The organism is Myxococcus sp. CA039A, from assembly GCF_013336645.1.
In the GTDB taxonomy this organism is placed as follows: domain Bacteria; phylum Myxococcota; class Myxococcia; order Myxococcales; family Myxococcaceae; genus Myxococcus; species Myxococcus llanfairpwllgwyngyllgogerychwyrndrobwllllantysiliogogogochensis.
In genome coordinates this window covers 1-21,658 of record NZ_JABUMQ010000110.1, presented here as the reverse complement: position 1 = coordinate 21,658, position 21,658 = coordinate 1, and the positions used below count along the sequence as shown (strand labels likewise).

At 67.9% G+C, this 21,658-nt stretch carries 16 protein-coding genes; 6 read left to right on the top strand and 10 right to left on the bottom strand.

The window, feature by feature from the left end; all coding sequences use genetic code 11:
- Window positions 1-102 precede the first annotated feature (102 nt).
- Complete coding sequence (locus HR086_RS19730; RefSeq protein WP_174466374.1) at window positions 103-1,596, top strand: DEAD/DEAH box helicase; 1,494 nt, start codon at window positions 103-105, stop codon at window positions 1,594-1,596.
- Window positions 1,597-1,781: 185 nt separating this feature from the next.
- Here the strand turns inward: HR086_RS19730 and HR086_RS19725 are convergent, their stop codons facing one another.
- Window positions 1,782-2,216, bottom strand: a complete 435-nt coding sequence (locus HR086_RS19725) for a pyridoxamine 5'-phosphate oxidase family protein (RefSeq protein WP_217441871.1) — start codon at window positions 2,214-2,216, stop codon at window positions 1,782-1,784.
- The gene (locus HR086_RS19720; RefSeq protein ID WP_371745628.1) at window positions 2,213-2,635 is read right to left on the bottom strand and encodes a PaaI family thioesterase; all 423 of its coding nucleotides are present in this window, start codon (window positions 2,633-2,635) and stop codon (window positions 2,213-2,215) included. The genes HR086_RS19725 and HR086_RS19720 overlap by 4 nt, the downstream gene beginning before the upstream one ends.
- A 61-nt stretch (window positions 2,636-2,696) precedes the next feature.
- Here HR086_RS19720 and HR086_RS19715 point away from each other — a divergent pair, with 61 nt between their 5' ends.
- On the top strand, window positions 2,697-3,299 hold the full coding sequence (locus HR086_RS19715; protein WP_174466373.1) for a TetR/AcrR family transcriptional regulator: 603 nt from the start codon (window positions 2,697-2,699) through the stop codon (window positions 3,297-3,299).
- A 42-nt stretch (window positions 3,300-3,341) separates the two neighbouring features.
- On the opposite strand, the gene HR086_RS19710 is transcribed toward HR086_RS19715, so the two are convergent.
- From HR086_RS19710 to HR086_RS19695, 4 genes are all read right to left on the bottom strand, one after another.
- The gene (locus HR086_RS19710; protein ID WP_174466372.1) at window positions 3,342-6,809 is read right to left on the bottom strand and encodes a methylmalonyl-CoA mutase family protein; all 3,468 of its coding nucleotides are present in this window, start codon (window positions 6,807-6,809) and stop codon (window positions 3,342-3,344) included.
- A 75-nt stretch (window positions 6,810-6,884) separates the two neighbouring features.
- A complete protein-coding gene (gene meaB / locus HR086_RS19705) occupies window positions 6,885-7,868 on the bottom strand; it encodes a methylmalonyl Co-A mutase-associated GTPase MeaB (protein ID WP_174466371.1) in 984 nt (327 codons plus the stop codon).
- Window positions 7,865-10,054, bottom strand: coding sequence for a methylmalonyl-CoA mutase (gene scpA / locus HR086_RS19700; protein ID WP_174456635.1), 2,190 nt, complete (start codon window positions 10,052-10,054; stop codon window positions 7,865-7,867). Before scpA ends, meaB begins: the two co-directional genes overlap by 4 nt.
- Window positions 10,054-11,967 (bottom strand): methylmalonyl-CoA mutase subunit beta, encoded by a 1,914-nt coding sequence (locus tag HR086_RS19695; protein ID WP_174466370.1) that lies wholly within the window; start codon window positions 11,965-11,967, stop codon window positions 10,054-10,056. The genes scpA and HR086_RS19695 overlap by 1 nt, the downstream gene beginning before the upstream one ends.
- Before the next feature lie 179 nt (window positions 11,968-12,146).
- On the opposite strand from HR086_RS19695, the gene HR086_RS19690 reads away from it, so the two are divergent.
- From HR086_RS19690 to HR086_RS19680, 3 genes are all read left to right on the top strand, one after another.
- Window positions 12,147-13,019 carry a helix-turn-helix domain-containing protein gene (locus HR086_RS19690; protein WP_174466369.1) on the top strand — a complete coding sequence of 291 codons (873 nt, stop codon included), beginning with the start codon at window positions 12,147-12,149 and terminating at the stop codon, window positions 13,017-13,019.
- A gap of 75 nt (window positions 13,020-13,094) precedes the next feature.
- Window positions 13,095-14,198: an ankyrin repeat domain-containing protein gene (locus tag HR086_RS19685; RefSeq protein WP_174466368.1), complete on the top strand. Its 1,104-nt coding sequence runs from the start codon at window positions 13,095-13,097 to the stop codon at window positions 14,196-14,198.
- A 127-nt stretch (window positions 14,199-14,325) separates the two neighbouring features.
- Complete coding sequence (locus HR086_RS19680; RefSeq protein WP_174456631.1) at window positions 14,326-14,856, top strand: DUF2378 family protein; 531 nt, start codon at window positions 14,326-14,328, stop codon at window positions 14,854-14,856.
- Window positions 14,857-14,874: 18 nt separating this feature from the next.
- Here the strand turns inward: HR086_RS19680 and HR086_RS19675 are convergent, their stop codons facing one another.
- Together HR086_RS19675 and HR086_RS19670 are read right to left on the bottom strand one after the other, a co-directional pair.
- Window positions 14,875-18,480, bottom strand: coding sequence for a M1 family aminopeptidase (locus HR086_RS19675; protein ID WP_174466367.1), 3,606 nt, complete (start codon window positions 18,478-18,480; stop codon window positions 14,875-14,877).
- Window positions 18,481-18,493: 13 nt separating this feature from the next.
- Window positions 18,494-19,375, bottom strand: coding sequence for an ABC transporter ATP-binding protein (locus HR086_RS19670; RefSeq protein ID WP_141645627.1), 882 nt, complete (start codon window positions 19,373-19,375; stop codon window positions 18,494-18,496).
- A 114-nt stretch (window positions 19,376-19,489) separates the two neighbouring features.
- On the opposite strand from HR086_RS19670, the gene HR086_RS19665 reads away from it, so the two are divergent.
- Window positions 19,490-20,656, top strand: coding sequence for a cellulase family glycosylhydrolase (locus tag HR086_RS19665; protein WP_254626384.1), 1,167 nt, complete (start codon window positions 19,490-19,492; stop codon window positions 20,654-20,656).
- Between the two features lie 66 nt (window positions 20,657-20,722).
- Here the strand turns inward: HR086_RS19665 and HR086_RS19660 are convergent, their stop codons facing one another.
- Both HR086_RS19660 and HR086_RS19655 read right to left on the bottom strand, forming a co-directional pair.
- On the bottom strand, window positions 20,723-21,280 hold the full coding sequence (locus tag HR086_RS19660; protein WP_141645629.1) for a peptidoglycan-binding protein: 558 nt from the start codon (window positions 21,278-21,280) through the stop codon (window positions 20,723-20,725).
- Between the two features lie 134 nt (window positions 21,281-21,414).
- Window positions 21,415-21,658: response regulator transcription factor (locus HR086_RS19655; protein ID WP_141645630.1), on the bottom strand; the 244-nt coding region annotated here is incomplete at its 5' end.

The following is a 21,658-nucleotide window of genomic DNA, read 5'->3' as shown; positions in this document are numbered from 1 at the left end:
GGACCGCGCACCGCCAGGTGCCCTCGATACTGAACTCGATTGGGCTCGCTGCGCGGGCTTCCTTGCCTGGCGAGGAAGCAGACTCACTTCGACTAGGAATCCATGACTTTCGACGAATTGCAGCTTCACGACACCCTCCTGCGCGCGGTCAAGGCGGAGGGGTACACCACGCCTACGCCCATCCAGGTGAAGGCGATTCCACACGCCCTGGCTGGGAAGGACGTGCTCGGCGTGGCCCAGACGGGCACGGGGAAGACTGCGGCGTTCGCGCTGCCGATTCTCCAGCGTCTGTCCGCCAAGGCGCCGACCGGGGGCGCGCGTCCCGTGCGTTGCCTGGTGCTCACTCCCACGCGAGAGCTCGCGGGGCAGGTGAGCGAGAGCTTCGCGACGTACGGCAAGAACCTGCCGCTGCGCCACGCGGTGATTTTCGGCGGAGTGGGCCAGGGCGCGCAGGTGCAGTCGCTCAAGAGCGGCGTGGATGTGCTGGTGGCGACGCCTGGTCGCCTGCTCGACTTGATGGACCAGGGTTACGTGTCGCTGCGCTCGCTCGAGGTGTTCGTGCTCGACGAGGCGGACCGCATGCTGGACATGGGCTTCATCCATGACGTGCGCAAGGTCATCAAGGCGCTGCCCTCGAAGCGGCAGACGCTGTTCTTCAGCGCGACGATGCCGCCGGAGATTGTCGACCTGTCTCGCAACATCCTCACGGACCCCATCCGGGTGGAAGTGACGCCGGTCTCCAGCACGGCGGAGACCGTTGCTCAGCAGGTGTACTTCGTGGAGCGCGAGCAGAAGCGCGGCTTGCTCACGCACCTGCTGAAGGACGGCAAGATTGAGCGTGCGCTGGTCTTCACGCGCACCAAGCACGGCGCCAATCGGGTGGCCAAGCAGCTCGAGGGCTCCGGTGTCACGGCCGCCGCGATTCATGGCAACAAGAGCCAGAACGCGCGTGAGCGTGCGCTGGACGACTTCCGCAACGGCGCGCTCCGGGTGCTGGTGGCCACGGACATCGCGGCGCGCGGCATCGACATCGACGGGTTGAGCTTCGTCGTGAACTACGACCTGCCCAACGTGCCGGAGCAGTACGTGCACCGCATCGGCCGCACGGGCCGCGCGGGAGCGACGGGCACGGCGGTGTCCTTCTGCGACGGCGAGGAGCGCGCGTACCTGCGCGACATCGAGCGGACCATCCGCCGCAGCGTGCCGGTGGTGGAGGAGCATCCGTACCGCTCGGGCCTCGCGGCGCCGCGTCCTGGGGCCTCGGCCTCGGTGGACGAGCCTGTCGCGCGCAGCTCGAATTCCGGTGGGCAGTCGCGAGGCGGGCAGGGCGGTGGTGGTGGCCGTGGCAATCAGCCCAGCAACTCGTCGCGTCGTCGCCGGGGTGGTGGCGGAGGCCAGGGACGCCCCGAAGGGGGCCGTTCAGCGCGGGGTGGTGGCGGCTCCGCGGGTTCGGGTCGTGGCGGTGGACAGCAGTCGCGCGGTGGCAATGCTCCGTCGCGTGGCGGCAGCGCTCCGGCTCGCTCTTCGGGTCCGGCGCCGGCTCCCGTGAAGGTCGCCGAGCCGCCCGCGCGTCGTCAGACGTCGAAGTGGCTGTGAGCTGAATCCCTCCGAGGACCCGTGATGCGCGCTCGACGTGCTCACGGGGCCTTGAGGTGGTGTGACGGGTGGGCCGGTCAAGCCAGGCCCGCCGTCATGGCCCCGAGGTGAACGGACTCGATTCGTTCGACCTCGAAGTCGCGCACATGATCGAGCTGGCTCCAGAGTCGCGAGTGGCCCTTGAGTCACCGGAGCCGCCGCACGCGTCGCGCGAAGCGCTCTTGCTCCTCAGGTGTGGCGCGTCGGGGTGGGCCGAGTACGTGCCCCACGAGTCGCAGCGCGGGTGGGCGCGCGAAGCGTCCCGCGAGGAGTGAGCGAAGCCAGAACAGCTTGCCGCTGTCCACGGCGAGGATGCTCACGCGGGAGTCCTTCGCGAGGTTCGACGGGAGCCGCCGCGCGAAGACCTCGAAGAAGATGCCGCGTCCGGGCTCACCGAGCAGGACCGAGCCAATGGGCGTGACGTGGGGTGCTCCTCGCGCATCGACGCTGGCGATGGCGAAGTGCAGGGAGCTGGCGAAGGCCCTGGAGAACAACTGGCGCACTCGGGGCCACTGCTCGTGAAGCGCCTTCGGGTCTGTTCTCGAAAAGCCCTGGAGCGCGGGCTCCGCGGCGGAGTTCATGTCTCCTCGCGAGGCGCCATGGCGGCGATGGTGCCCTGGGCCACGGCCACCAGCGTCTCGCCCTTCTCCGTGACGACGAAGATGTCGCAGTGGCAGACGGATTGTCTGCGTCCGGCGTGCAGCGCGCGAGCCCTGGCGATGAGCATGGAGCCCTGAGCGGGGCGCACGTAGTTGATCTTGAACTCCGACGTGACGACGGGCGCCGCCATCGCCGAGCCCCCCGCGAAGGTGAGCGCGTTGTCCGCCATGTAGCTGAGCACGCCCCCATGCACGAAGCCGTGCTGCTGACCCAGCTCCGGACGCAGCGGCAGCTCGAGCACGGCCTCGCCCTTCGTCAGGTGCACCAACCGGGTCCCCATCAGCGTGCTGAACGCCTGCTGCTTGAGCACCTGCTGACCCAGCTCCATCAGTGACTCCACGGCGACCTCCCAGATGTCTAGAATATAGTTCTAGAACACTGTTCTAAAGTAAGGTGGAGGGATGCGCAACCCGGGTCACCGGAGAGAAGAGGTCCTCAAGGCGGCGCTGGAGTGTTTCCTGGAGCGGGGCGTCGAGGGGACGACCCTGGCGGCCATCCGCGAGCGCTCGGGGGCCAGCACGGGGAGCATCTACCACCTGTTCGAGAGCAAGGACGCGATTGCCGCGGCGCTCTACCTGGACGTCCTGGGCGAGTACCAGTCAGGGGTGGTCGAGGTGCTCAAGACTCAGCCGGGAGCCCGGGAGGGCGTCGAGGCGCTCGTTCGCCATCACCTGGAGTGGTCGCTGGCGCGGCCGGATGCGACGCGCTTCCTCATGGGCGCGCGAGGCGTCGCGGCGGTTGTCGCGGCCGAGGCGAGCATCCGCGAGCAGAACAAGGGTTTCTTCCGGCAGATGAAGGACTGGTGGCAGGCGCACGTCCGGGACGGCGCGTTCGAGGAGATGTCCTTCGAGCTCTTCCTCGCCATCCTTCGCGGGCCCGCACAGGAACTGGTGCGCGACTGGCTCGCGGGACGGACGAAGACGGACTTGCGTGCGGCCATCCCGGTGCTTGCGCGTGCTGCATGGCAGTCCGTCGAAAAACGGCCCACGCGCTCCAAGAAGTGAGCGGAGGGCAGGGGCCCCGATTCGCGCGGGGCCCCTGAGGCACTACATGTTCCGCCGGTACTGCCCACCTACTTCGTACAGCGCGCGGGAGAGCTGGCCGAGCGTGCAGACCTTACAGGCGTCCATCAGGGCGGAGAAGATGTTGCCGTTGTCGAGCGCCGCGCGCTTCACGGCCTCCAACGCCGCCGGAGCGGTCGCCGCGTTGCGCTTCCAGAAAGCGTCCCTCGCGGTGATGGAATAGTCCTTCTCCTCCTTCGTCGCGCGAATCACCTCCGGCGGCGTCACCGTCGGAGAGCCCTTCGGGTCCAGGAACGTGTTCACCCCGATGATGGGCAGCGTCCCGTCGTGCTTCTGCATCTCGTAGTACAGCGACTCCTCTTGAATCTTGGACCGCTGGTACATGCGCTCCATCGCGCCCAGCACGCCGCCGCGCTCGGAGATGGCGCGGAACTCCGTGAGCACCGCCGCCTCCACCAGGTCCGTCAGCTCATCGATGATGAACGCGCCCTGGTTGGGGTTCTCGTTCTTGGAGAGCCCGAACTCCTTGTTGATGATGAGCTGGATGGCGAGCGCGCGCCGCACGCTCTCCTCCGTGGGCGTGGTGATGGCCTCGTCGTACGCGTTGGTGTGCAACGAGTTGCAGTTGTCGTTGAGTGCCAGCAACGCCTGGAGCGTGGTCCGGATGTCGTTGAAGGCGATCTCCTGCGCGTGCAGGGAACGGCCCGACGTCTGGATGTGGTACTTCAGCTTCTGCGAGCGGTCATTGCCGCCGTACTTGTCGCGGATGGCCTTGGCCCAGATGCGGCGCGCCACGCGGCCCAGCACCGCGTACTCCGGGTCCATTCCGTTCGAGAAGAAGAACGAGAGGTTGGGCGCGAAGTCGTCGATGTGCATCCCGCGCGACAGGTAGTACTCGACGAAGGTGAAGCCGTTGGCCAGCGTGAAGGCCAGCTGGGAGATGGGGTTCGCCCCTGCCTCCGCGATGTGGTAGCCGGAGATGGACACCGAGTAGAAGTTCCTCACCTTCTTGTCGGTGAAGTACTGCTGGATGTCGCCCATCACCCGCAGCGCGAACTCCGTGGAGAAGATGCAGGTGTTCTGCGCCTGGTCCTCCTTCAGGATGTCCGCCTGCACCGTGCCGCGCACCTGCTGGAGCGTCGTCGCGCGGATCTTCTCGTAGACGTCGCGCGGCAGCACCTCGTCGCCCGACACGCCGAGCAGCAGCAGGCCCAGTCCGTCACTCCCCTGCGGCAGGTCACCCTGGTAGCGGGGCCGAGGCACCCCGCGCTCCCGGTAGATCGCGTCGATCTTCTTCTCGACCTCGTCGACCTTGTTGTTGGCGCGAATCCACTTCTCGCACTGCTGGTCCACCGCCGCGTTCAGGAAGAACCCGAGCAGCATCGGCGCGGGGCCGTTGATGGTCATCGACACCGACGTGGCCGGGTCCGCCAGGTCGAAGCCCGAGTAGAGCTTCTTCGCGTCGTCCACGTTGGCGATGGACACGCCGGAGTTGCCGACCTTGCCGTAGATGTCCGGCCGGTGGTCCGGGTCCTCGCCGTACAGCGTGACGGAGTCGAACGCGGTGGACAGGCGCTTCGCGGGCAGGCCGCGTGACACGTAATGGAAGCGCTTGTTGGTGCGCTCCGGGCCGCCTTCACCCGCGAACATGCGCGCCGGGTCCTCACCCTCGCGTTTGAGCGGGAAGACGCCGGAGGTGAATGGGTACGCGCCCGGCGCGTTCTCCCTCAGCAGCCAGATGAGGATGTCGCCCCAGTCCTCGTAGCGGGGCAGGGCGATCTTCGGGATGCGCAGGTGGGAGAGCGACTCGGTGAACAGGTCCAGCTCGATGACCTTGTCGCGCACCTGGTACTGGTACTTGGACGCCGCGTAGCGCCGCTTGGTCGCGGGCCACTCAGTCAGCAGCCGACGGCAGTCGGGGTCCAGGCGGGCCTCCAGGTCCTTGTACAGCTCCACCAGCTCGCTCAGGTACGCGGGCTCGCCCTCGACGCGCTCGGTGACGTGCACCACGTCGGAGGTGTCCTTCGGCTCGACGATCTCCAGGCGCTTCTTGCCGACGTTCTGTCGCAGCGCCTCGATGGTGCCGTGGAGCTGATACATCCGCCGCGCCACCGCAGCCTGGGAGCGGGCGAACTTGTCGTACGCCTCGCACGTCTCGACGATCTCCGCGAGGTATCGGGTGCGATCAGGCGGGATGATCCACTTCTTCTCGCTCATGCCCGGCGTCGGCTCCAGGTGCGACTGGAGCGGAGCACCCGTCTTGCGAACCACCGTGTCGACGATGGCCCGGTAGAGCTGGTTCATCCCCGGGTCATTGAACTGCGAGGCGATGGTGCCGTACACGGGCACCGAGTCATCCGCCGTGGTGAACGCGTTGTGGTTGCGCTTCCACTGCTTGCGCACGTCGCGCAGCGCATCCAGCGAGCCGCGCTTGTCGAACTTGTTGATGGCGATGACGTCCGCGAAGTCGAGCATGTCGATCTTCTCGAGCTGCGTCGCCGCGCCGTACTCGGCCGTCATCACGTAGAGCGAGACGTCCGAGTGCTCGATGATCTCCGTGTCGGACTGACCGATGCCGGAGGTCTCCACCACGATGAGGTCGAAGCCCGCGGCCTTGCACACCTCGATGGAGTCACCCACGTGCTTGGACAGCGCGAGGTTGCTCTGCCGGGTCGCCATGGAGCGCATGTAGACGCGCTGGTTGTCGATGGCGTTCATGCGGATGCGGTCACCGAGCAACGCGCCGCCCGACTTGCGCTTCGACGGGTCCACGGAGAGCACCGCCAGCGTCTTGTCCGGGAAGTCCGCGAGGAAGCGGCGCACCAACTCGTCCACGAGGCTGGACTTGCCCGCGCCACCGGTACCGGTGATTCCCAGCACGGGCACGCGCGGCTGTTTCGCGCTCAGCTTCGTCATCGCGTCGCGCAGCGCGTCTCCGGCGCTCGCGAAGTTCTCCGCGATGGTGATGAGCGAGGCGATCTTCATCGAGTCGCGCACCGGCATGGCCGCGACGGCCGGCCCGTAGTCCGCGGGGCGCTTCTCGAAGTCACACTCCGAGATGAGGTGGTCGATCATCCCCTGGAGGCCCATGGAGCGGCCATCGTCCGGGGAATAGATGCGCGTCACGCCGTAGGCATGCAGCTCTTCGATTTCCGTGGGGAGGATGGTGCCGCCACCGCCGCCGAAGACCTTGATGTTCGCCCCGCGCTGCTTCAGCAGGTCGATCATGTACTTGAAGTACTCGACGTGGCCTCCCTGGTAGGAGGTGATGGCGATGCCCTGGGCATCTTCCTGGATGGCGCAGTCGACGATTTCAGAGACCGAGCGGTTGTGTCCCAGGTGGATGATTTCGGCGCCCGAGGACTGCATCAGCCGGCGCATGACATTGATGGCCGCGTCATGCCCGTCGAACAGGGAGGCGGCCGTCACGATTCGCACATGGAATCGCGGCTTGTAGGGCCCGGGGACCGGGGTCAACTGGACGTTTCGCACGCCGCGTACAGTAGGAGCGCGGTGGGTGTCGGGCAAGCGATTGAAGCGGGGACGGCCGAGGCTCGACGCGGACTGTCAAGCCCTCGATTCCGGGAGGAATGCACCCAGGACGCGCAGTGCGGCGGACGTCGCCGTGGCACGGCCCTCACGCACGTCATGTTCCAACTGGGGGAACAGGGCGGCCACCGTGGGGTTCGCATGCAGGGCCGCCCGCAGGCCGTCCTGCACCATGGACCACATCCAACCCACCTGCTGCGCGTGCCGACGCTGCTCCATCGCTCCAGAAGCCACGCGCTTGTCCAGTTGCGCTTCCAGCGAGCTCCACAGCGAAGCGATGCCCGTGCCCTCCATCGCGCTGCACGTCGTCACCACGGGCTCGTTGCCGGGACGCATCAGGTGAAGCGCGGCGCGGTACTCGGCGCGAGCGCGCTCGGCGCGGGGCTGGTTGTCACCATCCGCCTTGTTGATGGCGAGCATGTCCGCCACCTCCAGGATGCCGCGCTTGATTCCCTGGAGCTCATCCCCCGCACCCGCGAGCATCAGCACCAGGTAGAAGTCCACCATGTCGGCGACCACCGTCTCCGACTGGCCCACGCCCACCGTCTCCACCAGCACCACGTCGAAGCCCGCGGCCTCGCACAGGAGCAGCGTCTCGCGAGTCTTGCGCGCGACACCGCCCAGCGTTCCGCTGGAGGGACTGGGACGGATATAGGCCGCCGTCTCACGCGACAGCCGGGCCATGCGCGTCTTGTCGCCCAGGATGCTGCCGCCGGAGATGGTGCTCGACGGGTCGATGGCGAGCACCGCGACGCGCCTTCCTTCGCCCACCAGGTGCATGCCCAGCGCGTCGATGAAGGTGCTCTTGCCCACGCCGGGCACGCCGCTGATGCCCACCCGTCGGCTGCCACCCGTGTGAGGGAGCAACCGGGTGAGCACATCCTGGGCGAGCGACTGGTGGCGCGGGTGCCCGCTCTCCACCAGGGTGATGGCGCGAGCCAGCACGGCCCGGTCGCCCGAGCGGACGCCTTCCACGTAGGCCTCCGCCGTCAGCAGTTTCACGCCTCCTCCTGCGCCGCCGAGAGCTTCTCCAGCAGCTCCACCGCGGCCTTGGAGATGACGGTGCCGGGGCCGAAGATGGCGGCGGCGCCCGCGGCGCGCAGCTCGTCGTAGTCCTGTGCCGGGATGACGCCACCGACGACGACCATGATGTCCTCGCGGCCCAGCTCGCGCAGGGCGCGCTTGAGCTGAGGCACCAGCGTGAGGTGTCCCGCGGCCAGGGAGCTTGCGCCCACGACGTGAACGTCGTTCTCCACGGCCTGACGCGCGGACTCCTCGGGCGTCTGGAAGAGCGGGCCGATGTCCACGTCGAAGCCCAGGTCCGCGAAGGCCGTGGCGATGACCTTCTGTCCCCGGTCATGCCCGTCCTGCCCCATCTTCGCGATGAGGATGCGCGGCCGACGGCCGAACCGCGCGAGGAACGTGTCCGCGGCGGCGCGCGCCTGGATGATTCCCTGGGAGTCCTTGCCTGCTTCGCTCGAATACACGCCGGACACGCTTCGCACCGTGGCCTCGTAGCGCCCGAAGACCTTCTCGAGCGAGTCGCTGATCTCTCCCACCGTGGCCTTCGCCCGCGCCGCGTCGATGGCCAGCGCCAGGAGATTCCCCTCGTTGCGTCGGCCCGCCTCCGTCAGCGCGTCCAGCCTCCGCCGCACTTCCTCCGCGTTGCGCTCCGCGCGCAGCTCCTTGAGCCGGGCGATCTGCGCCTCGCGCACCGCGGAGTTGTCCACCTTGAGGATCTCGATGTTGTCGGGGCGCTCGGGCGGGTACTTGTTCACGCCGATGATGGCCTGACGGCCGGAGTCGATGCGCGCCTGCGTGCGGGCCGCCGCCTCCTCGATGCGCAGCTTGGGGAGGCCCGCTTCAATCGCCTTCGTCATGCCACCCAGCGCTTCGACCTCCTGGATGTGGCCCCAGGCCTTCTGCGCGAGCTCGTGGGTGAGCCGCTCCACGTAGTAGCTGCCGCCCCACGGGTCGATGACGCGCGTCGTCCCGCTCTCGAGCTGGAGATACAACTGGGTGTTGCGGGCGATGCGCGCGCTGAAGTCGGTGGGCAGCGCAATCGCTTCATCGAGCGAGTTGGTGTGCAGGCTCTGCGTGTGGCCCTGGGTGGCGGCCATCGCCTCCACGCAGGTGCGCACCACGTTATTGTACACGTCCTGCGCGGTGAGGCTCCAGCCGGAGGTCTGCGAGTGGGTGCGCAGCGCCAGGCTCTTGTCGCTCTTGGGGTTGAAGCCCTTGATGAGCCTGGCCCAGATCATCCGGGCCGCGCGCATCTTCGCCACCTCCATGAAGAAGTTCATGCCGATGGCCCAGAAGAACGACAGTCGGGGCGCGAAGGCATCCACTCCCAGGCCCGCCGCGAGACCCGCGCGCACGTACTCCACGCCGTCCGCGAGCGTGTAGCCCAGCTCCAGGTCCTGCGTCGCTCCCGCCTCCTGCATGTGATAGCCGCTGATGCTGATGCTGTTGAAGCGCGGCATCTTCTCGGCGGTGAAGCGGAAGATGTCGCCGATGATGCGCATCGACGGGCCCGGCGGGTAGATGTACGTGTTGCGGACCATGAACTCCTTGAGGATGTCGTTCTGGATGGTCCCGCTGAGCTGCTCGGGCTTGACGCCCTGTTCCTCGGCCGCGACGACGTAGAGCGCGAGGATGGGCAGCACCGCGCCGTTCATCGTCATCGACACGCTCATCTGGTCGAGCGGGATGCGGTCGAACAGGATGCGCATGTCCTTGATGGAGTCGATGGCCACGCCCGCCATGCCCACGTCGCCCGCGACGCGAGGATGGTCGCTGTCGTAGCCCCGGTGCGTCGCGAGGTCGAACGCGATGGACAGGCCCTTCTGACCGGCCGCGAGGTTGCGCCGGTAGAAGGCGTTGGACGCCTCGGCCGTGGAGAAGCCCGCGTACTGGCGCACCGTCCACGGCTGCTGCACGTACATGGTGGAGTAGGGGCCGCGCACGAAGGGCGGCAGGCCCGGCAGCGAGCCCAGGTGCTCGACGTCCGCCAGGTCCTCGCGCGTGTACACGGGCTTGACCGGGATGCCCTCGGGCGTGTCCCAGTGTTCGGCGTCGCGCCGGCTGGTGGCGGCCTGGCTGCCCTGCGCATTGAGTGCGGGCGTGGGCGCCTGTGTCTCGGGTGCGTCGAAGTCGATGCCGGAGAAGTTCGGGACGTGGGTGCGCATCAGGCCACTCCGAGCTGCGCGTGCAGCGAGGACAGGAGCGAGAACAGGTCCGCTCCCGCGTAGATGAAGAGATCCACACCAGCCGCGCGGAACGCGGCCTCGTTGTCACCAGGACGACCCGCCACGGCGACGACCCGCGCGCCCTGGGCCTTGAGCTGGCTCGTCAGCACGGGCACCCACTCCGGATACATCGCGTCCGGTCCGGAGATGACCGCGAGGGACGCGCCGGACTCCGCGAAGGCGGCCACGGCGGCGGCGGGGTCGGCGAAGCCGTGCTTCTCTCGCGACTCGATGCCTCCCGCGGCCAGCGCGTTGACCACCCACATGGACCGTGTCGTGTGCTCCGCCACGGCGCCCAGGCTCGCGAGGAACGCGGTGGGGCGCTGGCCCTTCGCCGCGAGCGTGCGATCACTCGCGTCGCGCAGCAGCTCGAAGGGCTCCGAGATGCGAGAGGGCTTGAGGCCCACACTCCTGCTCACCTCCGCGCTCTCCTTGATGCCGGGGACTCGCCCTGATTCCTCGGCGCCGAAGGCCTGGCGGGCCTCGCGCTTCACGGGCGTCTCACCCAGGAAGGGGAACTCGCTCACTCCGACGATGGGCTGCTTGCGCGTGCGCACGGCCTTGTCCCGCGCCGCGCGCGTCTCCGTGAGCACACGGGCGATATCGCCTTGAGTGAGCGCCTTCTCCATGCCGCCCAGGCCCTCGATTCGCTGCAGCTCCGTCCAGGCCGCGCGCGCGATTTCGGTGGTGAGTTGCTCCAGGTAGTAGCTGCCGCCCGCCGGGTCCGCGACGCGGTTGAGGCTGGACTCGTCGCGCAGGATGAGCTGCGTGTTGCGCGCGAGCCTGCGCGCGCCTTCATCGGGAGCACCCAGCGGCTCGTCGAAGGGTGACGTGCTGACGCTGTCCGCGCCCGCGACGACCGCTGCGAAGGACTCGGCCGTGCCGCGCAGGATGTTCACCCACGGGTCGCGCTGTGTCTTCGTGGCGCTCGCGGTGCGCGCATGCAGCCGCATGGCCTGCGCCTCGGGGGAGCCGCCCGACGCGGCGACGACCTTGGCCCAGAGCAGCCGCGCGGCGCGCAGCTTGGCGATCTCCGGGAAGAACTGTCCGCCGACGGACAGCGCGAACTGCACCGAGCGCGCCGCGACCTCCGGCGGCACGCCCGCGCGCTCCATCCCGCGCAAGTACTCGACGCCCGTGGCGATGGCCCACGCCAGCTCATGCACCGACGTGGCGCCCGCGTCCGAGTACGCCCGCGTCGAGATGAGCAGCGCGCGCAGCTCCGGCGCGCTCCCGCTCAGCGAAGTGACGAGCGGCGCGGCCTCGGTGAACATCGCGTCGACGCCACCCGGCAGCGCGCCGGTGCGAGCGAGGATGCCCAGTGGGTCGATGCCCAGCGAGCCGCTCAGCGCCTTGCGAGACACACCCGCCTTGGTGGCGACGCCCAACAGCAGGGACGCCGTGGAGACGGGCGCCGCCTCGGACTCCAGGTGCACGGGAGTGCGGGCCAGGAGCACCGAGGCCAGCAGTTGCTCCATCGTGGCCTCGTCCTTCACGGGGATGCCGCGAGTGGGGCCCAGGCAGAGCCAGACCGCCAGCGTGCCGCGCTCCAGGTCATTGCGGATGGCCTCGGCGGCGACCGCGATGTCGGGCTCGGCGTACTCCTGGCACACCAGCCATCCACCCTCGGTATGGCCCAGGGCCTGCGTGCCTCGCACGTACGGCGCGACGCCCGGGGGCGGCGGGGCGGCGTCCTGGGATGCGTAGAGGGGTTGGAGCGTCAGCCCGCCTTCCAGCGGCGACTGGAGCGACGTGAAGGGCTTGCCCTTCAGGTCCTTGTCCACGAGTCGGCGCCACTCGTCGAGCGAGCGAGCCGGGAACTCGGTGGCGATGTGAAGAGGCACTTGCGACATGCTGTGTCCTCGCAGGGGAGTGGCACCGTGGGACGGGCCGTTCCCGTCCCATAGGCGCAAAAACGGGCCGCGGCAATGGCGAGGTGAAGCCGGTCCTTGTTGGCGGGCACCGGAAGTCCCTTATTGGCACCGGTGGCCATGCTAAGGCGTCAACAAGGCGTGTCTTCGGAGGGTGCCGCATGACCACGCAAAGCCCCCATGCGCGAGTGGTCCGGCAGGCCTCCGAGCAGGGTGGTTGGGAACTGGTGTTCGGCACGCCCGACGCCCGACTGCGCGAGCACGTCCACGACTACTGCGGCTATCGTGAATCCACCCCTGGCCCGGTGCGTCGACGCGAGCTTCCCGCGCCGCAAGTCGTGCTCATCATCGACTTCGGCCCGCCGCTGCGCATCGTCGACCCGAGGACGGGGCGACCGCTCGGCCGACATCCGGTCGGCTTCGTCGCGGGGCTGGATGACGGGTACTCCATCACCGAGACGGCCGGGTCGATGAACGGCATGCAGGTGAACTTCACGCCCGTGGGCGCACGACGGTTCTTCGGCATACCGCTGCATCACCTCGCGCGGCAGGTCGTCGGACTGGAGTCGGTGCTCGGCGCGGAGGGGCCGCTGCTCACGGAGCGGCTCGTCGAGGCGCCGTCCTGGGAGGCCCGCTTCGCGCTGCTGGACCAGCTCCTCCTCTCACGCATCCTCACGGCGCCCGAGGTTTCACCCGTCATCATCTGGACGTGGCAGCGGCTGCGCGCCAGTGGCGGACAGGTGGAGATTGGCGAGCTGGCCCGGGAGCTGGGCTTCAGCCAGAAGCACGTCATCGCGCGATGTGGTCAGGAGCTGGGCCTGACGCCCAAGCTGCTCGCGCGACTCATCCGCTTCGACCGTGTCATCCAAGTGCTGAAGTCAGGCGCGGCGGAGAGCCAGGCCCGCCTCGCGTTGGAGCAGGGCTACTTCGATCAAGCCCACCTCATTCGCGATTTCCGGCAGTTCACGGGAGGTCCTCCTGGAGAGTTCCTCCGTCGGCGATTGCCCGCGCTGGGTGGAACGCGCGCGGACTGAGGGACGGCCCGTGTCCGGGGTTGCATTCACGCCCGAGTCACGCGATGGATTCGCGAAGCGCCGAGGCCACACACCATGACGGAACAGCAGTACGAGCTGACCAAACTCTTCCGACAAGTCCAGAGCCATAAACACCTCGAGGACCATGTTCAGGTCTACGAAGCGGACAGCTTCGACGAGCGCTTGGCCAAGGAGCGTGCGGAGAACGAGGTGGCGCTCGGGAAGATCCGCCAGATGCTCGTCGGGGGTGTGAGCCTGGACTTCGTTGACCAGAACCAGCACACGCCGGTGCTGCTCGCCGTCACCCAGAACAACGTGGAGCTCCTCCAGCTCTTGAAGGAGTACGGCGCCAACCTCCTCGCGCCATACCGCTACGACACGCCGCTGCACCGCGCGGCGGAGTTCGGCGCGGACCGCGTGGTCCGGTTCCTCATCGAGCAGGGCGCGGACCCGCGTGGTCTGACTCCAGGAGGGCAGAGCGTGCTGGGCGCGGCACGAACCTCGCGACACAGCCGCAAGGTTCCGGCCCTGCTGGTGGAGCTGCTGCTGCCGACGAAGTCCCAGAGACCGCCTCCGCCCAAGAAGCCCAAGGGCCTGTCGGAAGAGAAGGTCGTCCGCTATCTCCAAGGCGCCGCGCCGCCGGGCGTGCGACCCGCTTCGTGGGAGAAGCTCCGCCTCATCATGGACGCGGTCTTCGTGGAGGCGCACTTCGTCACCATCGATGCGTTCTTCGAGGGCATCGAGGAACAGTCCTCGATGAACCCGGACCTCGTCTTCGCGGGCATCGGGCTCATCCAGGCGGCCATCGCGGAGCCGCCCAAGGACAAGAAGGTGAAGAAGGTCTCCAAGTCGAGCTACGTCCATCACGGCAACCTGGAGGTCGAAGGCCCGCTGAAGGTCGGCGCGTTGATGGTGACGGGCACCCTGACGGTGAAGGGTGGGGCCGCAAACCCCCAAGGCGCCTCGCTGTTCGTCGGCGGTGACTTCACCTGCGAGACGCTCAAGTCCCAGGGCCCGGTCATCATCGGCGGCAACCTGGAGGTCACGCACGTCACGGCGCAGTACAACGACTACGCCCTGGAGGTCCGGGGCACCCTGCGCGCCGCGAAGCTCGTCGTGGAGAACAAGCACGTCGTCACGGCGGGACGCTTCGAAGTCTCTGAGCGGGTGGATTCCTAGCGCGCCTTCGGGAGCCGAGTGAGCGGGGCCTCGCTGCTGTCGGTCGAGGGTGGGGCGAAGGTCTGCCCACGTCTTGAACCACCGCGTCATGACCGGATGACGCGGCTCCCCTAGGGTGTCGCCCCACATGCCGACCGAGGTCAGAGTCCAGTCCACGTTGTTCGAGTCGCTGGTCCGCTGTGCGAATCCCGACGCGGCCATGCGCGCCGAGTTCCTCGCCGCGGGCTACGACGTGGACAAGCCCCGGGCCATCTATCCCAGCTCCGTGTTCCTGGCCTGTCAGGCGCTGGTGCTGCGCACGACGTATGGGGGGCTCGCGTCCAAGCAGGCGCAGCGGGAGATGGGACGGGATTTGCTCCGCCAGTACTTCGACACGCTGGTGGGGCGCGTGGTGGGGATGGCCCTCAAGGTGGCCGGGCCGGAGCGGGCGATGAAGCGCGTGGCGCTCAGCTTCAGCTCCGTGTTCGAGCCGGTGAACATCCAGACCGCGCTGCTCGCGCCCCAGGACTATCGGGTGAAGTTCCGCGACTACCCGTTCCCCGCGGAGGCCGCCGCCGGCACGTGCGAGGGCGCCCTGAAGCAGGCGGGCGCCCTGAGTGTCACCGTGGACGTCGAACGGTATGAGACGGAGGGCTTCGACCTGCGCATTCGCTGGTGAAGCCCTCGGAGGTGTTGCTCAGGGCTGGGTGGGGCTCCCCAGCGCGAGCGTCGCGGCCACCTTGGGCTCCGTCACGTTGTCCTGTGACTGGCGGTCGATGAGCTTGTTGAGGGGATCCACGCCGACCTCGGCCGGTTGCACCGGCACGGTGAAGGTGATCTCCGATTCCCCCTTGCCCACCTTGCGCTTCTCCAGGAACAGCGCCTCGCCGTTGCTGTCGAGCGCGCCCACGTCCATCCAGTCGGAGAACTCCAGCTCCGTCTGGTTGCCTTTGTCGTCGCTGCGGAACTTCTTCGCGATGACCTTGAGCGTGACGTCCCAGGTCCCCTGGGTGTTCTGCCGCATCGTCGCGGACACCGCGCGGTTGTCGTAGAGGGTGATGGTCTCGAAGAGGTCTTCCAGGAGGTACTGATACTCCGGCGGCGTCTCCTCGCGCAGGAAGCCGAGCAGCTCCGCGGAGCCCGTGTACGGCGGCCCCTGGAAGCGGACCTTGTCCACGTAGCGCTTCATGGCGCGGTTGACGCGCTCCTCGCCGATGAAGTCCTGCAGCGCGTACATGGCGAGGCTGCCCTTCTGGTAGTGGATGTACATCTGGTTCTCCACCCGGGACAGCGGCACTTCCTTCTTCCGCTCCAGCGCGCGGCCCATGAGGTAGCCGTCCAGCTCGAACTTGAGGAAGCGCTTCATCTTCGTCGCGCCGAAGCGGTGCTTCATCACCATCAGCGCGGTGTACTGGGACATCGTCTCCGACGTCATCGTGCTGCCCTGCGCGCGCGCGCCCACCACCTGGTGGGCCCACCACTGATGGGCAATCTCGTGCGCCGTGACGTAGTACGGGTAGTCCACGTCATCGGGGCTGCCGTCGCGCACGCGGGCGATGAAGCCCAGTGATTCCGAGTACGGAATCGTATTGGGGAAGGACTGCGCGAAGGCACCGTAGCGGGGGAACTCCAGGATGCGGGCCTGCCGGTGCTGGTACGGCCCGAAGTTCTCCGTGCAGTACTCCAGCGTGTCCTTCATCCCCCGCATCATCCGGTCCAGGTTATAAACGTGCGTGGGGTGGTGGTAGATCTCCAGCGCCACGTTCTTCCACGTGTCGCGCGCCACCGCGTAGCGCGCGGACAGCACCGAGTAGAACTTGAGGATGGGCTGGTCCATCTTGTAGCGGAAGAAGCGCCGGTTCCCCTCGGTCCACTCCTTCTCCAGGTAGCCGGGGGCGATGGCGATCTGATCCGCCGAGGTGCTCACCGTGGCCTGGAAGCTGACGAAGTCCGCGTCCTGGGTGATGTAGTTGTTGGCCTTGGCCTTCGGGTCATCCCGGTCCGGCAGGCGCTCCTTGGGCGCGAGGCCGTACTCCTTGCGGTCACCGTCCTCCACCAGCTCCGCGTCCTCCTGATAGCCCAGCGTGGGGAGGTTGCCGCTGTTGAAGAAGGTGCCGTTCTCGACGATGTCCGTGCGCGTCGAGCCATGCCTCATGCCGCGCGGCGCGTACTCCAGGTCGAACACCAGGTCCGCCTCGCCGCCGGGAGCCAGCGGCGTGGGCAACTGGAAGACGAAGAGGCCGAGCGACTCGTCGCGCTTCGCCGGGGTGTCCACGCCCGCCAGGGACAGCTTGCGCACGCGTGCGTCGCGCGGCAGCTCCATGAGCACCTGGGAGATGGGCTGCTCCGTCTTGTTGCGCACGCGATAGGTGCCCAGCGCCTCCATGCGTCGCTCTTCCGGGTGGATGTGGAAGGTGACGTCCACCGCGGTGACGCGCGGATGGGGCAGGGCGGCGAAGGACTTGTAGTCCTTCTCGTAGCGAGCCAACGCGCGCTCGCTGTCCTTCGCCGTGACGTACGGATTGAGGAAGCGCGTGTTGTAGGTGATGAATGCGCCAGTCCCCACGAACACGAGCGCCGCGAGGATGGCGGTCACCGTCCAGGCCGGAGTGCGGCGGGCCCGTGCCTCGGCGAGCCGCTCCTTCCAGGCCGTCCCACGTCCCCGAACGACGAGCAGCGCGCCCGCGGCCACCATGAGCGTGGCCAGGCCGTACCAGTACAGGCGGTGCCACGCGACCGAGGCCAGGAAGTGGCCATAGCCGTTCAGGTCCGAGTAGGGCGCCGAGGGCTCCGAGCCATAACGCACCAGCGGTTCCTCGATGCCGAGCAGCCCCAGCGCGGCCTGCGAGGCGAAGTAGAGCACCATGACCAGGTACGCGACGTACTTGTGGTGGATGAGCACCTGCGCGAAGAAGGCCAGCACGCACAGGAGGATGTTGTGCGTGAAGTCGAGCAGCAGGATGTCCGTGAAGTACAGCCACCACTCGATGTCGAAGAAGCCCCGGCTCACCTGGGAGATGATTGTCGCGAGCGCGACGACGCCCTTGAGCGACAGCACCACCAGCAGCAGCGCACCGAACTTCGCGGAGTAGCCGACCCACGTCGGAGCCCGCGTCGCGTCGACGATGTCACCCAGGCCCGCGTCCCGCTCCTTCCACACCAGCTCCCCCGCGTAGAACGTCAGGGTGATGAGCACGAAGGGATGGAAGGTGGACGTGGCCATCTCCAGCGCCTGCCACGTCACGGGCAGGGTGGCGGTGCCGAAGATCTGCTTGGAGATCAGCGAGGCGATGGTCACGAAGGCCAGGCCCGCCACCACGAAGGACCAGTACACCGGCGAGCGCAGCACGTCGCGGAACGCCAGCCACGCGGAGGACAGGGCCGTGCGCACCCAGCTTCCGAACGTGGGCGCGGGCCGCGTGGTGGGGATGGCCACGGGCACGGCGGGCGTCTCCTCGCGTGCCGCGGGGCGAGCACCACTGTGCTCCTCCACGGTGGTCCGGAAGCGCGCCACCGTGAGGCCCAGCAGCAAGGCGCCCACGGCGCTCCACACGAGCCGGTTGATGAGCAGCCAGCCGGTGAACGGAATCAGGTCCCGATTGCGCTCAGCGGGCGTCCAGTACCGGGTCACCGTCTCGATGGTGGTGAACCCGAACGGGTCCAACAGCGAGCCGAGCTCCTGGTTGGCCACGTCCGACATGGCGGAGCTGATGACCACGTAGCCCAGCACCAGGACCACCATGCCCACGTACACCGGGGCCATGCGGCGCGTGAGCGCGGCCAATGAGAAGAACACCGTGCCCGCGAAGAACAGCGTGGGCCACACGCCCACCAGGTACGGCCACACGTAGGCGAGGGTCTGGTGCGGCGCGAGCTGCGTCTTGTCGACCAGCCACACGACGCCGGCGCCCACGAGCAGGCCGGGAATGATGGCCAGCATCAGTCCGGCGCTGAAGAGATACGCGCCCAGGAAGCGGCCGAGCAGGTACGGCGTCTTCTTCACGTTCTTCGTGAAGATGAGCATCCACGTCCCGTGGCCGAAGTCCTGGTGCGCGGCCTGTCCGAAGATGGCCGCGACCATGAAGAGGCCGAACAGGGCGATGGTGGTGGTGAAGCCCAGGAGCGTGTGGGGGCTGTTGGCCAGCACGCGCTCGGAGCCGGAGCTGGCGGAGACGCTGCGGAAGACGCCACCGGTGGCCATCATCAACAGCATGCCGGCGCCCGCCAGCACGGCGGCGTAGATCCAGGTCGAGAGCATCTTGACCCGGCGCCGCAATTCGAATGTCACGAGAGCGCTGAACATGGGGTGTCCTCGCTCACGCCTTCTTCGACGCGCGTGAGAGCGCGTGGAAGTAGACGTCTTCCAGGTCGGGGCTCGCGGGCTCGAAGCCCGCCGGTGCGCTCTCCGCGTGGACGTGCACCAACCGCTGGCCGGCCACGCGTCTTACCGCGATGACCTCCAGCTCCTTCGTCAACGCGTCCAACTCCTCCTGCTTCGTGACGAAGCGCTTCCACACGCGCCCTTGCAGCGCGTCCACCAGTCGCAGCGGGTGTCCGCTGGCCACGACGTTGCCCTGGGCGAGGATGGCCATGTTCTGGCAGAGGTCCGCCACGTCCGAGACGATGTGCGTGGACAGGAGCACCACGACATCCGCGCTGATCTCCGCGAGCAGGTTGTGGAAGCGGAAGCGCTCGGCCGGGTCCAGGCCGGCGGTGGGCTCGTCGACGATGAGCAGCTTGGGGTCTCCCAGCAGTGCCTGGGCGATACCGAAGCGCTGCTTCATGCCGCCGGAGAAGCCGCCGAGCCGGCGGTCCCTGTGCTCCCACAGGTTCGTCTTGGTGAGCAGCGCCTTCACCGCGTCATGGCGCGCGCCGCGCTGAGACAGGCCCTTGAGCTGCGCGAGGTGGTCCAGCATGTCCCAGGCCGTCACCTTGGGATACACGCCGAAGTCCTGGGGCAGGAAACCCAGCACGTCGCGCAGCTTGTCCTTGTCGCGGCGCACGTCGATGCCGTCGAAGGTCATCGTTCCGCCGTCGACGTCCTGCAACGTGGCGATGCTGCGCATGAGCGTCGACTTTCCGGCACCGTTGGGGCCGAGCAGTCCGAACATGCCGCGCGGAATGGTGAGGGAGACGTCGTGCAACGCCCGCGTTCCATTGGGGTACGTCTTGGACACGCCTTCGAGTCGGAGCTCCATGTCGGGCATCAACCTAGCCCATCCGTTACCATGCGCTCCATGTTCTCGCCGCGTTGGAGTCCCTGCCTCGCGCCCGTCCTCTTGCTGTGCGCGTGTGGAGAGGGGGAGCCGGTGATGTTGGAGGCAGCGGCGGCCGACTGTGGGAGCGCCGAGCCCCTGCGCCTGGAGCGCCTGCCGGTGGGCAGCATGGTGCTCAACTCCTATTTCCTCCAGGAGGAGGCCGCACGCGACGTGCGCCGTGGGTTGCATGAGTCACCCATCGTCGAGGAGGTGTTGGCCAAGGCGGCGGCGCTCGGCGCCGTGGCGCTGCGGACCAATGGCCACAACGAAGCGCCGGAGAAGGTGGGCGACAGCACCATCCAGGTGGGGCCGCTCCAGTACGACGAGGTCGCCCTGCGAGGGTTGGACCGGGTGCTCGCCCGCGCGCGAGTGCATGGCGTCAGGCTGGTGCTCACGCTCGGCAACTACTGGGATGCCTACGGTGGCACTCGCCAGTATGTGACGTGGGCAGGGCTGCCTTCTCCCATTCAGGGAGACCCGCGCTTCTTCACCGACCCCGTCGTCGTGGCGCTCTACAAGGAGCACATCGCGCGGATGTTGGAGCGGGTGAACACGGAGGATGGCATCCGCTATGGCGACCATCCGGCGGTGCTCGCGTGGGAGCTGCTCAACGAGCCTCGCGGCCGGGGCCTGGACGCGGAGGGCGCGAGCATGCGGGCGTGGGTGGATGAGGTGGCGCGCGAGGTGAAGTCCCGCGCGCCAGGTCACCAGGTGGGGACGGGAGAGGAAGGCTTCGAGCCGTCCTCGGAGGGCTACGACGGCGCCTTCTGGGCTCGCGCGGGCACGACGATGCTGCGCACGCCCGGCTCCAGCTTCACGCGCAACACCGCGTCGCCGTACATCGACTTCGCGTCGGTGCACTTCTATCCGGAGTCCTGGGGCCTGGACGACGCGGACATGGCCGAGGCGGGAGCGCGGTGGATTCGCGAGCACGCGGACATCGCCCGGGGGCTGGGCAAGCCGCTGTTCGTGGGCGAATTGGGGCTGCGCAACGAAGGGGCCCTGGATTTGTCCCAGCGCCGCGCGCTGTATCGCGGCTGGCTGGAGTGCATGCGCAAGTCAGGCGTGGGCGCCGGCGCGCTGTGGATGTTCGCCAACGACGCGCGGCCCGACGCGTGGGACGAACACACGTTCTACTTCCGCGATGGCACGCGGCCGGAGGACCCGGCCAACCGCTACGCCGACCTCGTCGTGGAGGCGGCGGGCGCGGCGAGGCCCTGACACACGAAGGCCCGGTTGGGAGTCGTGCTCCCACCGGGCCGGAGGTGTCACGAGAGTGACGGGGACTCAGTACGCGACGTGCACGTGGTCGCCGTGGCCACCGATGGCGCCAATGGGCGTGCCGTTCTTGATGCCGCCCTTCGGGTCATAGAACAGCTCGGTGGGCTTCGTGCCCGCAAGGCGCGTGTAGTACTCGGCCATCTTCGCCGGGCTGCCTGCCACGTCGATGGCGCGGCCCTTGTAGTGGTACGAGCCCGGCGTGTGCTGGCCACCCGTGGTGGAGGTGATGGTGAGCCCCATCTGCCGGGCCAGGTTCGACGCGAAGTCGAGCTTCTGGCGGTTGGTGCCGTTCACCGGGAAATTGCCCGGGACGCCGCCGGGGCCCTTGGTGCCATCCGGCTTGCCGTCCCACATGTCCTGGTTGCGCGAATTGAAGATGGAGCGGCCCGTGTTGTTGCCCACGACGCCGTCCGCCTTCAGCCCGTGCTGCTTCTGGTAGGCCGTCACCGCCGCCTTCGTCTTCGCGCCGTAGATTCCGTCCGCCGTGCCGGGGTTGTAACCGGCCTTGGCCAGGGTCTTCTGCAGCCGCGTAACATCCGATCCGCGCGTACCGACCTGGAGCATGGAGGGCCTCTTTCTCTCGCCGAAGGCGGAAGGCTTCGTACAAGAGGGTTATCGGCGCCCATGTCCGTGAGTTGCGGCTTAAGTGGGATAAAGCGGGGAATGTCTGTTTTTAGGCCCTGCTTGAAAATGTCGCGTCACACCGAAATGAGGCCCTTGCGGATGCCCTCGGTGACGGCCTCGACGCGGTTGGTCACCTCGAGCTTCCGGTAGATGTGCTCCAGGTGGGTGCGGATGGTGGCCTTGCTGAGGCTGAGGAGGCGGGCGGCTTCGCTGTTGGAGACGCCCTTGGCGATGAGCTGGAGGATTTCGCGCTCGCGGTCCGACAGGGGCTTGAGCAGGGGCTCTTCAAGGGAGGGGTTCGCCGCGGCGGGAGTGGGG